The organism is Desulfocurvus sp., from assembly GCF_023230885.1.
GTDB lineage: Bacteria > Desulfobacterota > Desulfovibrionia > Desulfovibrionales > Desulfovibrionaceae > Desulfocurvus.
The window spans coordinates 1-11,465 of record NZ_JALNWM010000103.1 but is presented as its reverse complement, the minus strand read 5'-3'; the positions used below and the strand labels follow the sequence as shown (position 1 = coordinate 11,465).

General features: G+C 74.1%; 10 protein-coding genes. 1 reads left to right on the top strand and 9 read right to left on the bottom strand.

Going from position 1 to position 11,465, the window contains the following annotated elements; all coding sequences use genetic code 11:
• The 5 genes from M0P34_RS08840 to M0P34_RS08820 all read right to left on the bottom strand — a co-directional run.
• Positions 1 to 2,003 (bottom strand): FecR domain-containing protein (locus M0P34_RS08840; protein ID WP_291498547.1); only part of this gene is annotated, 2,003 nt, incomplete at its 3' end.
• A 216-nt stretch (positions 2,004 to 2,219) separates the two neighbouring features.
• Positions 2,220 to 2,591: a Rid family detoxifying hydrolase gene (locus M0P34_RS08835; RefSeq protein ID WP_291498546.1), complete on the bottom strand. Its 372-nt coding sequence runs from the start codon at positions 2,589 to 2,591 to the stop codon at positions 2,220 to 2,222.
• A gap of 129 nt (positions 2,592 to 2,720) precedes the next feature.
• The gene (locus M0P34_RS08830) at positions 2,721 to 5,981 is read right to left on the bottom strand and encodes an efflux RND transporter permease subunit (RefSeq protein WP_291498545.1); all 3,261 of its coding nucleotides are present in this window, start codon (positions 5,979 to 5,981) and stop codon (positions 2,721 to 2,723) included.
• On the bottom strand, positions 5,978 to 7,120 hold the full coding sequence (locus M0P34_RS08825; RefSeq protein WP_291498544.1) for an efflux RND transporter periplasmic adaptor subunit: 1,143 nt from the start codon (positions 7,118 to 7,120) through the stop codon (positions 5,978 to 5,980). Before M0P34_RS08825 ends, M0P34_RS08830 begins: the two co-directional genes overlap by 4 nt.
• A 38-nt stretch (positions 7,121 to 7,158) precedes the next feature.
• Positions 7,159 to 7,344, bottom strand: a complete 186-nt coding sequence (locus M0P34_RS08820; protein ID WP_291498543.1) for a DUF2892 domain-containing protein — start codon at positions 7,342 to 7,344, stop codon at positions 7,159 to 7,161.
• Between the two features lie 240 nt (positions 7,345 to 7,584).
• Here M0P34_RS08820 and M0P34_RS08815 point away from each other — a divergent pair, with 240 nt between their 5' ends.
• Positions 7,585 to 8,046: a tetratricopeptide repeat protein gene (locus M0P34_RS08815; protein WP_291498542.1), complete on the top strand. Its 462-nt coding sequence runs from the start codon at positions 7,585 to 7,587 to the stop codon at positions 8,044 to 8,046.
• Positions 8,047 to 8,358: 312 nt separating this feature from the next.
• Here the strand turns inward: M0P34_RS08815 and M0P34_RS08810 are convergent, their stop codons facing one another.
• From M0P34_RS08810 to M0P34_RS08795, 4 genes are all read right to left on the bottom strand, one after another.
• Complete coding sequence (locus M0P34_RS08810; RefSeq protein WP_291498541.1) at positions 8,359 to 8,976, bottom strand: ABC transporter ATP-binding protein; 618 nt, start codon at positions 8,974 to 8,976, stop codon at positions 8,359 to 8,361.
• Complete coding sequence (locus M0P34_RS08805) at positions 8,973 to 9,725, bottom strand: ABC transporter permease subunit (protein WP_291498540.1); 753 nt, start codon at positions 9,723 to 9,725, stop codon at positions 8,973 to 8,975. The genes M0P34_RS08810 and M0P34_RS08805 overlap by 4 nt, the downstream gene beginning before the upstream one ends.
• Positions 9,712 to 10,740 carry a hypothetical protein gene (locus tag M0P34_RS08800; RefSeq protein ID WP_291498539.1) on the bottom strand — a complete coding sequence of 343 codons (1,029 nt, stop codon included), beginning with the start codon at positions 10,738 to 10,740 and terminating at the stop codon, positions 9,712 to 9,714. The genes M0P34_RS08805 and M0P34_RS08800 overlap by 14 nt, the downstream gene beginning before the upstream one ends.
• The coding region (locus M0P34_RS08795) for a class I SAM-dependent methyltransferase (RefSeq protein WP_291498538.1) at positions 10,737 to 11,465 on the bottom strand (729 nt) is incomplete at its 5' end. The genes M0P34_RS08800 and M0P34_RS08795, both read right to left, overlap by 4 nt.

Here is an 11,465-nt window from a genome sequence, read left to right as displayed (position 1 = left end):
CCGCGAACGGTGTCGTCCCCGGCGTAGAGGGTGGCGCCGCCCGCGACGGTGGAGGCGGAGTTGGCCTCGTCGTCGCCGTGCAGCGTCTCGCCCAGGGCCCCGCCGACTATGGAGTCGTCGCCCATCTGGCCGGTGAGCAGGGTGGTGCTGTCGTCGCCGGTGATGGTGTCGTCGCGGTGGGAGCCGTGCAGGGCCTCGATGCCCGCGAGGCTTGTGGTCAGGCCGCCGAAGGCGGCCGTGCCGTCGCCGCCGCCCGTGAAGGTCGCCGTCACGGAGCCGGACGCCGTGCGCAGGTCCAGGGTGTCGGAGCCCGCGCCGCCGTCCACGGTGTCCTGCCCGTTGCCGCCGATGAAGGAGTCGTTGCCCGCGCCGCCGGTCATGGAGTCGTTGCCCGCGCCGCCGTCGAAGGTCACGCCTCCGCCGCTGCCGAGCATGGTGTCGTCGCCTGCGCTGCCGATGACCCGGGTTATGCCCGTGAGGGTGTCGGTGCCGTCGCCGTGGTCCACCTGCGCGGCCACGGCCCAGTTGAAGCTGATGGCCGAGGCGCTGGCCGCGTAGGAGGCCCAGTCGGACGTGTCGCCGTACAGGGCGTTGTTGCCCGCGCCGCCGGTCAGGGTGTCCGCCGCGCCGTCGGAGGCGTTGGCCAGGTTGTTGCCGTACAGGGAGTCGTCGCCCGCGCCGCCGGACAGGGTGTCCGCGCCGGTGCCGCCGAAGAGCTTGTCGTTGCCTTCCTCGCCAAGGAGCGTGTCGGCGCCCGCGCCGCCCGTGATGGAGTCGTCGCCGGTGCCGCCGTAGGCCAGGTCGTTGGAGCTGTAGAGCGAGATGGTGTCGTTGCCGGCCTCGCCGTACACGGTGTCGCTGCCCGAGCCGGACACGGCGCGGATGGAGTCGTTGCCCGCCCCGCCGTAGGCCAGGTCGGCCCCGCTGGAACCCAGGTCGATGTGGTCGTTGCCCGTGCCGCCGTAGATGGTGTCAGCCGCGCTGCTGCCCGTGAGGGTGTCCGGTCCGGCCAGGCCGGAGACGGTCATGGGGCCGTTGTAGGCCCGCAGCCAGTCGGCGTAGGCCGTGCCGGACAGGCCGTCGCCCTGGCCGGGCTCGGCGGAGGGCGCGGAGGAGGCGGCCGCGGTTGTGCCCGTGGTCTGCCGGGGGTCGGGGTCGTCGTCGCCGCCCGGGCCGGAGTCCGAGCCCGTGCCCAGGGGGGCGGGCTGCGGCTCGGGGAGTTCCGCCGCCCCGGGCAGGGTCTGGTCGGCCAGGGCCTCGGCGAACAGCGCGGCCACGAAGTCGAGCACGTCGCCCTCGGTGAAGCCCTCGTCGGCCTCGACCTCGACCTCGACCTCCCCCTCGCCGTCCTGGCCCTCGTCGTCCTGGCCCCGGGTTCCGTCGTCGTCGCCGCCGCCCCCGTCCTGGCCGTCCTCGGCCCCCGGCACGGGGATGGACAGGATGGGCGCCACGGCGCTGAAAAAGGCCCGCTCCAGGGCGGAGTAGTCGCGCAGCTCGCCCAGGCGCCCGTCGGGGGCGATGTCCAGGATCAGGTTGGCGTTGTTGATGACCACCGAGCCGAAGGGGGTGGTGATGGTCAGGTCCAGCCCGTCGTATTGGAACACGCCCACGCGCATGGCGCCGCCGGGCTGTACGTCGAAATCCGCGCCGGTGCCGCGGATGCCGATGGTCGCCAGGGGCGAGCGGATGGCCACGCCCTCGGGGTTGGCCTTGGCCAGCTCGCCGGTGATCATGCGGAAGGTGCCCTGGGCCATGTCGAGCAGCATGGCCGAGGCGCCGCTGTCTTCGGGGTTGTAGACGTACTGGTCCAGGGTCAGGGTCGCGTTTTCGCCCTGGGCCAGGACGGAACCGTCGGTGAAGGTTATTTCGACGTGCGCCCCGGGGCCCGTGGTCAGCACCTCGCCCGCGTGGACGGGGCTGCCCAGGGCCAGGGGCCTGGAGCCTTCGCTGGATTGGGCCTGGGCGCTGCCCGCAAGGCCGACGACGTTGCCGATGCTGTCCATGAGCTGCATCCTCCCGGCAAAGGAAAGTGGCTCGCGGTCCATGAAGAGGCAGGAGGAAGAAGTAGAAGTCGGGATGGAGTGTGGTCCGCAGTTTGGGGAACTGCTTCCAATATTATCGATTTTTCTTGTTCATGCAAGAGGACGGGGGAAAAAAGATGTGCCCGAAAGGCAGGGCCTTTCGGGCACGGGAACGTCTGTTGCACTTCGTCGCGGGCCTTAGCGCACGGCGGTGCATTTCACCTCGACCAGTCCGCCCTTGGGCAGGGCCGAGACTTCGACAACGGCCCGGGCCGGCTTGTGCTCGCCGAAGAAGTCCGCATAAAGGGCGTTGAACTCCGGGAAGGCGCCCATGTCGGTGACGAAGACCTCGACGACGGCCACGCTGTCCAGGCCAAGGCCCGCGCCCTCCAGGATGGCGCGCAGGTTGTCCAGGGCCTGGCGGGTCTGGGCGGCGAAGCCCTGGGCCAGTTCGCCCGTGGTCGGGGACAGGCCGAGCTGGCCGCTGACGAAAACAAGGGAGCCGGTGTCGGTTGCCTGACTGTAGGGGCCCACTGCGGCGGCGGCCTTGTCGGTGTGGATGAAGCGCATGGGAAATCTCCTTGTCGTTTGAAGCTGTTGGATGACGCTCGCAGCGTATGGGGCGGGCATAGCACGGGTGCGCGCGTTGCGCCAGGGGGCCGGGGCCGCCCCGGGCGGGGCGGCCCCGGCGCCGGGCGGTCAGGGTCGCCCGGCGGCCTCGCGCGGGCGGAACAGGGCGTAGTAGGCCACGGGGATGACCACCAGGGTGAAGGCCGTGGAGGCCAGCAGCCCGGTGATCAGCGCCCAGGCCAGCCCGGAGAAGATGGGGTCCAGGGTGATGGGCCAGGCGCCGAGCATGGTCGTGCCCGCCGTGAGCAGGATGGGCCGCATGCGCACGGCGCCGCTTTGCAGCACGGCCTCGCGCAGGGGCAGGCCCCGGGCCAGCTCGCCCTGGATGAACTCGATGAGCACCAGGGAGTTGCGGATGACGATGCCGCCCAGGGCGATCATGCCGATCATGGACGTGGCGGTGAAGAAGATGGGGTCGGGCAGCTCGCCCACCACTGCGGCGAAGAGCGCGTTCAGCAGCCAGAATCCGGGCATGATGCCGATGACCGTCAGCGGGATGGCGGCCATGATCAGCCCGGGCATGCCGAAGGACCGGGTCTGGATCACCAGCAGGATGAAGATGCCCACCAGGGCCGCGCCGAAGGCCAGCCCCAGGTCGCGGAACACGTCCACGGTGATCTTCCATTCGCCCTCCCCGGCCCACTCGGCGCGCAGGCCCGGGCCCAGGGGGTCGGAGCGCAGGCGCGAGCCCAGGTCCAGCACGGCCTCGCCCGGGGCCCGGCCGGTCATCTCCGCGTACACATAGGCCACGCGCTCCATGTTCTTGTGCAGGATGGGCTGGTCCTGCGGGCGCATCTCGAAGCGGCCGAGCTCGGCCAGGGGCACCATGCCCTCGGGCTGGCCCTGGGGTTCGCTCTTCAGGGGCATCTGGCCCAGGGCCGAGGCCGAGGAGCGGCGCGGGCGCGGCAGCACGGCGCGCACGGGCAGCTCCTGGCGCTCGTCGGGCTCGTGGACCAGGGCCGGCACCTCGCCCGTCACGGCCATGGACAGGGCCTGGGCCACCGCCTGGGCGCTCACGCCGTGCAGGGCGGCCTTCTCGCGGTCCAGCTCGAAGTGCAGCGCCTGGTGGGGCGCCTCGGCGCTGGTGTCCACATCGGCCACCAGGGGCTCCTCGCGCATGAGCCGGGCCACATGGTCGGCCCCGGCCAGGATCTGGCCGTAGGTCCGGTCCGGGTCGCCGTATATTTCGGCCACCAGGGTCGAGAGCACCGGCGGCCCGGGCGGCACCTCCACCACCTGGATGGCCGCCCCCGAGGCGGCGGCGATGCGCTCCAGCCCCGGGCGCAGGCGCAGCACGATGGCGTGGCTCTGGGCCTCGCGGCGGTCCTTGTGGGCCAGGTTCACGCGGATGTCGGCCACGTTGCCGCCCCGGCGCATATAGTAGTGGCGGACCATGCCGTTGAAGTCCATGGGCGAGGCCGTGCCCGCGTAGGTGGTCCAGGCGTCGACCTCGGGCACGGTGCGCAGGAAGTCCTCGAAGCGGCGCACCACGCGGTCCGTGGCTTCCAGGGGCGTGCCCTCGGGCATGTCCACCACGATCTGGAACTCGTTCTTGTTGTCGAAGGGCAGCATCTTGAGCGGCACCAGCCGCAGGGCCGCCAGGGCGCACGAGGCCAGCAGCAGCACGGCCATGCCCGCCCACAGGGCCGCGCGGCGCCGGGGCGAGTCCAGCAGCGGGCCGAGCAGGCGCGCGTAGGCCCGGTGCAGGGCGGACCGCGGCCCGGGGGCCGCCTCCCCCCCGGCCCGGGCGCCCGCGTCGCGTCCGGCCTGGTGGCGCAGCAGCAGGTGGGCCATCCAGGGCACGACCGTCAGCGCCGCCAGGGTGGAGAAGGTCACCGTCAGCGGCACGTTGGCGGCCATGGGCGCCATGTAGGGGCCCATCATCCCGGTGATGAAGAACATGGGCACGAAGGAGATGATGATGGCCAGGGTCGACATGAGCACCGGGGGCAGCACCTCGGCCACGGCGGCCAGGGTCGCCCCGCGCGGGGGCAGCGCCCCCCGGCGGATGTGGCGCTGGATGTTGTCCACGTTGGTGATGGGATCGTCCACCACAAGGCCCAGGGACAGGATCAGGGCGAAGAGGGTCACGCGGTTGATGGTGTAGCCCAGGGCGTAGTTGACGAACAGGGCCAGGGCGAAGCTCAGGGGCACGGCCAGGGCCACCACGGCGGCCTCGCGCCGCCCCAGGGTCACGGCCAGCAGGGCCACCACCGTCAGGATGGCGAAGAACAGCGATGAGAGCAGGTTGTCGACCTTTTCCTGGGCCGTGGCGCCGTAGTCGCGCACGATCTCGTAGCGCACGCCGTCGGGCAGTACCGTGTGCGCCAGCTCGGCCATGCGCCGCTTCACGGCGGCGGACACGGCCACGGCGTTGGTGCCCTTCTTCTTGGCCAGGGCCAGGGTCACGGCGGGGAACGTGGCCCCGGGCGCCTGGCCGCGCGGGCCCTGCTCGGCCTCCAGGCGCGCCGAGAAGCCGATGCGCGTGTAGGTCGAGGGCTCGGCCGGGCCGTCCAGCACCTGGCCCACGTCGCGCAGATATACCGGGCGGCCCTGGTAGACGCCCACCACCACCTCGCCCACGTCGGCGGCGGACATGAGGAAGGAGTCCGTGCGTACGGCGTATTCGCGTCCGGCGCTGGAGAGTGTTCCTGCGGTGACGGAGGTGTCCGCCGCGGCCAGGGCGGTGCGCACGTCCCGGGGGGCCACGCCCAGCCCGGCCATGCGCTGCGGGTCCAGCTCCACGCGCACCTCGCGCGGGCGCCCGCCCGTGAGGGTCACCCGCGACACGTCGGGCACCTCGGCCAGCCGGTGGTACAGCTCCTCGCCCACCCGGCGCAGGGCCGCGTCGTCCAGGGTTTCGGAATACAGGGCCACGGAGACGATGGGCACGTCGTCGATTTCCACGGGCTTGACCAGCCAGCCCTGGACCACGGCGGGCACCAGGTCCAGGTTCTTCTGCACCGTGTTGTGCAGCTTGAGCAGCGACTGCTCGCGGTCCTCGCCCACGAAAAAGCGCACCGTGACCAGGGCCTGGTCGCGCCGGGAGACGGAGTAGACGTATTCCACCCCGTCGGTCTGCCACAGGATGCGCTCAAGGGGCGTGGTGACCAGTTTTTCCACTTCCTCGGCGCTGGCCCCGGGCACGGCGACGGACACGTCGGCCATGGGCACGACGATCTGGGGCTCCTCCTCGCGCGGGGTCAGCAGCACCGCCGCCGCGCCCAGGCACAGGGTCGCCACCACCAGCAGCACCGACAGCCGCGTTTCCAGGAATGCTTCCACCACGGCGGGGATGATCCCGCGCGGGGTCCGGGCGTCGCCGCTCATGGGGCGCCCCCGGGCAGGGCCACGGTCTGCCCGCCCTCCAGCCCCGCCAGCACCTCCACCTCGCCGCCTCCGGCGGGCACGGTGCGCACCAGGACGGTCCGCCACGCGTCGCCGTCGCGCACGCGAACGGTTTCCAGCTGCCCGGTGCGGACCACGGCGCGCGCATCCAGCAGCACCGCCGGGCGGCGCCCGGCGGGCACCAGCAGCCGCCCGAACATGCCCGGATAGCCCCCCGGCAGGTCGGGCAGCCCGACCTTGACCAGGAAGGTCCGCGTGGTCGGGTCGGCCGCGGGGACAACCTCCTCCACCACGCCGGGCACCGTGCGCTCCAGGGCCCCGACGGCCACGGGCAGCTCCGTGCCGGGGCGCACGCGGGCCACCAGCCCCTCGCGCACGAAGGCCTCCAGGCGCAGGGAACCGGCGGTCTGCACCACCAGCAGCGCGCGCCCCGGGACGGCCAGGTCGCCGGGCTCGGCCGTGCGCCGGGCGACCTCCATGTCCTCGGGGGCGCGGATCACGGTGTAGCCCCGGGCGATGTCGGCCTCCTCGTATTGCTTGGCGGCGCGGCCCAGGGCAGCCTGGGCCCCGGCCACGGCCTCGCGGGCCTGGGACAGCCGGGCCTCGGCCTGGAGATAGGCCGCCTCGGCCTGGTCCATCTCGCTCTGGGCCACGGCGCGTCCGGCGAAGAGGGTCTTGATGCGCTTGTACTGGGCGGCGGCGGTGTCGAAGGCGGCCTTGGCCTCGCTCACGCCCTGGCGGGCCTGCTCCAGCCCGGCCTGGGCCGAGGCCCGGGCCTGGGCCGCGCTGTCCGCCCGGGCGGCGTGCTCGCGGTCATCCAGGACCACCAGCACCTCCCCGCGCTTGACGAAATCGCCCTCGCGCACGCGCACCTCGACGATCCGGGCCGTGACCTGGGCCTCGATGCTCGTTTCCGTGCGCGGGCGGATGGTGCCCACGGCCTCGTAGATATCGTCGATGTCGGCCTGGCGGGTGACGGTGGTGGCCCCGGGCTCGGGGCCGGGGTCGGGCGCGGCGCCCGGGCCGGGGGCGATGGTGTCCGTGCGCAGGGCGCCGGCCTGCCAGAGCACGACCAGCAGCACGACGGCGGAACCCAGAACGAGGACGAGGCGTCTTTTCATCGTGAGAAGCTCCTGGGGCTGGGATGGCGCCGGGGCGGCTAGTTCATGCCCATGCGGCGCAGCACGGCCATGAGCGGGCAGGTGTCCGTGAAGGCCGATTGCAGCAGGTTGGCGCCCACGAAGGCGGTAAGCCACAGCCAATGCGGCGAATGCAGCACGGACAGGGCCACGGTCAGCAGGACCATGGTGCCCGCCGCGGCGCGGACGATGCGGTTGATGCTCATGGGTGTCTCCTCCGGGTGATCCCCGATTTGGGCTACCATAGCCCGAAACGGACCGTGGAGGGAAGCCGCAAGACGCGTCGCGCCGCAGGGGGCGGCCGGGGCCGCGCCGTGGAATTTTCGCTTTTCCCGCTTTTGGCCTCCACAGGGGGCTTGTCAATGAGAATGAAATTCAGTATCAGAAATCCCGGGGCGCATGAAGGGCCCCGCGCCACGGCAACCCGGAACAGGAGGAGCAGCATCATGGGCAGCGTCAAGGATCGGCACGAGGCAAAGCACAGGGGCACCCACGCGGGCTGCGGGTGCGGCGGCAGGCGGGCTTCGGCCCGGGTGGCCGCCGTGGACGGCGGGCACCGCCACGCCGAGGGCCACGCCGAATGCTCCGGCGGCTGCCGCTGCAAGGTGCTCGGGCGCATCCGCGACCTGAGCCGCGCCGGAATGCAGGCCCTGGACATCGGTTCCCACGGCGAGGCCGAGCGCCTGCTGCGCGAGGCCCTGGACCTGGGGCGCACCGTGGGCGCGGGCGCCGTCATCGACGCCAAGACCCGCAACTGCCTGGGCATCGTCCTGCACAGCGCCGGGCGCATGGTCGAGGCCCTGGCCGAGTACCACCGCGCCCTGACCCTCATCGAGGGCCGCGTGGGCGTGGACAACCGCCTCTACCGCGTGGTGGCGGCCAACAGCAGGAAGGCTGTGGGCGCCTAGCCGCCGCGTTTCTGGGTCGCAGTCGGAGCCTCCGGGGCAGGAAAGCCTCTGCCCCGGGACGCCCCGCGGCGGCGCGAGGCCGCCGCAGCCTGCGGGCGTGCCCTGACCTTGCGCCTGCGGAACACGGGGAGGCTTGTTTATTGCGTGCCCCCCGAGCCCCGGGCCCCTGTTTCCGAAGGCTGACCGCCTCCTGATGGCCGGGTACCCGGCCCCGACCCCGGGGCCTGCCCGGCGGGCCGCCACCGGCCGGACCGGTTCCCCGCACGGGAGCCCGGCCCGGCCGGTGGCGTTTTTGCGCGCGGCCGGGGCCGCTCAGGCCCGCCCGGCGCGAAGCCTGCCGCCCTCCAGGTGCAGGACGCGGCGTGTGCCGCGCAGGATGTCCTCGCGGTGGTGGGTCACCTGCAGGGTGGCCATGCCGCCCTCGTCGGCCAGGGTTTCCAGCAGGGCGCGCATCTCCCGGCGCAGGGCGCCGTCCAGGCCGGTGAAGGGCTCGTCCAGGACGAGCAGGTCCGGCCCGACGGCCAGGGCCCGGGCCAGGGAGACCCGCTGGCGCATGCCGCCCGAGAGCTGCCCGGGGTAGAGCCCCTCGGCCCCGGCCAGGCCCACGGCCGCCAGCATGGCGCGGCAGGCGGCCCCGGCCTGGCTCGCGGGGCCCGCCAGGGGCAGGGCCACGTTTTCCAGGGCCGTGCGCCAGGGCAGGAGCCGGGGCTCCTGGAACACGAAGCCCACGCGCCGGGCGGCGAGGAGGGCCTGCCCGCCGTGGGGCCGCAGCAGCCCGGCGGCCACGCGCGCCAGGGTCGACTTGCCCGCGCCGCTCGGGCCCATGAGGGCCACGGATTCGCCGGGGGCGATTTCCAGGTCCACGCCGCCGAGCACCTCGCGTCGGCCGTGGCGGTAGCGCACGCCGCGCAGGGCGACCAGGGCGGTCATGGCCGCCCCCCGGGCCGCAGGGCCCGGCGCAGGCCGCGCAGCAGGGTGGCTTCCACCAGGCTGACCAGCAGCATGCTGACCAGCGCCACGGCATAGAGCTTCGGCGTGTCCAGGTTGGCCCGGGCCAGGGCCAGGGTGTAGCCCAGCCCCCGGGAGGCGCCCAGGGTCTCGCCGAGGATGGCCACGCGCATGCCCCCGCCAAGGGCCACCACGCAGCCGGACAAGAACGGCGCGGCGGCCGCAGGCAGGTAGAGGGCCGTCAGGCGCTTGCGCCAGCCCAGGCCGTAGGCCCGGGCCATTTCGCGCAGGCCGTCGTCCACGGCGGCGAAGCCCTCGCGCGCGGCCAGATAGATGGTCGGCGCCACGGACAGGGCCACAATGGCCACCACCATGCCCGAGCCCGAGCCCCACCAGAGCATGGCCAGGATGGCCAGAACCACCCCGGGCACGCTGGACAGGACCCAGCGCAGCGGCAGCAGGAACAGGCCCGCGCCCCGGTGCAGCCCGGCCCAGCCCCCCAGGGCGCCGCCCGCGGCCGCGCCCAGCCCGAAGCCCGTCAGCACCCGGGCCAGGGTCGGCAGCACGGCCTCCAGCCAGAACTCCCCCCGGGCCAGCAGCCCGGCCAGGGCGCCCAGCGTTTCCAGCGGGGCGGCCACGGCCAGGCCCCCGCCCCCGGCGGCCAGCCCGTGCCACAGGGCCGCGAAGCACAGGCAGCCCGCCAGCCGCCAGCCCCAGTCAGGAACCTGCATGGCCCATGTCCCAGAATCCTTCGCCCGGCAGGCGCCCGCCCAGGCAGTCCGGGCAGAGGTCGAAGATACGTTCGATCATGAAACGCGCCGCCGCCTCGCCCCCGGGCCCGCTGAGCGGCGTGTCCGGGGTGCAGGGGGCGGCGGGGCGCCCGGGGCCCGCCGCCCGGAGCAGGGCCCCCAGTTCCGGATAGGCGGCGTCGGCCAGGGCCAGGGCCGCCCCGGGCTCGGCCCCGGCCCAGGCCAGGCCCTCGGCGAAGGCCCCGCGCAGGGCCGCCCGGGTCACGGGGTCGGCCGCCGCCGGGCCCACCGCCACCAGGGCGGCGGTGGGCATGGGCCCGCGGCCGGGAAAGACCTGGGTCCACAGGGCGCGAAGGTCCAGGCGCCGGCTCAGGGCCGCTCCGTGCCGCGCCCGGGCCGTGGCCCGCGTGGCGAAAGGCTCGGGCAGCAGGGCATGGCCCCCCCGCCCCAGGCGCAGCAGGTTCAGCGCCTCCAGGGCGCTGCCCGCGTGGCTCATGCGCAGCCGCACCCCCGCAGCCTGCGCCAGCACGCCCAGGGCCAGCCCAGGCGCGTTGCCCGGGCCGAAGGGCAGCAGGATCTCTTCGCCCTCCAGGGCCCGGAAGGCCGCCAGCGCGTCCGGGGCCGCACCCGGGGCCGCGTCCGCCCCGTCGTCCGTGGCCGAGACGATCCAAAGCGGCGCGGAATAGGCCGCCAGCACCGTGCAGGGCAGGCCCCTGGCCGCCAGGACCGCCGCCGTGGGCAGGGTGGCGATGGCGGCGTCGACCTCGCCGCTGGCCACCAGGGCCCGCAACTGCTCGGGCGAGCGCCAGGGCGTGAACTCGGCCCGCAGGCCCGCGCGGCGCAGGACCTGGCCGTGGGGTGCGCGCAGCAGGGCCAGCGCCTGGGGCACGGGGGGCGCCGCCAGGCGCAGCCGGGGCGGCGCGTCCTCGGCCCGGGCCGCCCCCGGCGCCCAGGGGGCCGCCAGGACCAGGGCCAGGACCGGGAGCAGCGCCCTCATGGCCGCGCCTGCCCGGGGATGGGCCGCCGGAAAACCTCGAAGTCGGCCTCGCCGTAGAGCATGGGCAGGGCGGCGGCGCTGGCGCGTTCGAAACCCGCGCTCCGGGCGGCGGCGGCGATCTGCCCGCGCGTGAAGGTCATGTCCTGGGCCTCCAGGGCCAGGGACAGGCGCGAGAGCACCAGGGCGGGGGGTGCCGTGCCCTCGTCGCGCACGCCCTCGTGGATGCTCACCAGCAGCCCGCCCGGACGCAGGGCGGCCAGGACCCGGGCCAGGAAGGACGGCAGGTCGCGGGCGTAGTACAGGCTCTGGCAGGCCCAGGCCAGGTCGTAGCCCGCGCCGAAATCCACGGTGTTATAATCCCCGGGCACGAAATCCACGCGCCCGGCCAGCCCGGCGGCCTCGGCCTCCTCCCGCGCCACGCGCAGCACGGGCTCGAAGTCGCACAGGGTCAGACGCAGCCCGGGCAGCAGTTCGAGCATCCGCAGGGATGTCACGGCCGGGCCGCAGCCCAGGTCGAGCATGCGCCGGAACCCCGGCGCCCCGGGCAGGGCGGCGGCCAGCGCGGCCAGGGTTTCGGCCACGCCCGCCTTCTGGTAGCCCGCAAGACCCCGGGCCGAGCGCCGCCAGTGCTCCTCGCCGCGCAGGGCCTGGGCCCCGGCCGGGGCGGGCCCCTCGTGAAAGAGCAGCTCCCGCAGGCGGCCCAGGTTGCGGTGCTGCATGGCCTG

Excerpts from the sequence above, each read along its gene's own strand:
- M0P34_RS08835 (WP_291498546.1), bottom strand. The coding sequence starts at position 2,591 with ATGCGCTTCATCCACACCGACAAGGCCGCCGCCGCAGTGGGCCCCTAC.
- M0P34_RS08830 (WP_291498545.1), bottom strand. The coding sequence starts at position 5,981 with ATGAGCGGCGACGCCCGGACCCCGCGCGGGATCATCCCCGCCGTGGTG.
- M0P34_RS08825 (WP_291498544.1), bottom strand. The coding sequence starts at position 7,120 with ATGAAAAGACGCCTCGTCCTCGTTCTGGGTTCCGCCGTCGTGCTGCTG.
- M0P34_RS08820 (WP_291498543.1), bottom strand. The coding sequence starts at position 7,344 with ATGAGCATCAACCGCATCGTCCGCGCCGCGGCGGGCACCATGGTCCTG.
- M0P34_RS08815 (WP_291498542.1), top strand. The coding sequence starts at position 7,585 with ATGGGCAGCGTCAAGGATCGGCACGAGGCAAAGCACAGGGGCACCCAC.
- M0P34_RS08810 (WP_291498541.1), bottom strand. The coding sequence starts at position 8,976 with ATGACCGCCCTGGTCGCCCTGCGCGGCGTGCGCTACCGCCACGGCCGA.
- M0P34_RS08805 (WP_291498540.1), bottom strand. The coding sequence starts at position 9,725 with ATGCAGGTTCCTGACTGGGGCTGGCGGCTGGCGGGCTGCCTGTGCTTC.
- M0P34_RS08800 (WP_291498539.1), bottom strand. The coding sequence starts at position 10,740 with ATGAGGGCGCTGCTCCCGGTCCTGGCCCTGGTCCTGGCGGCCCCCTGG.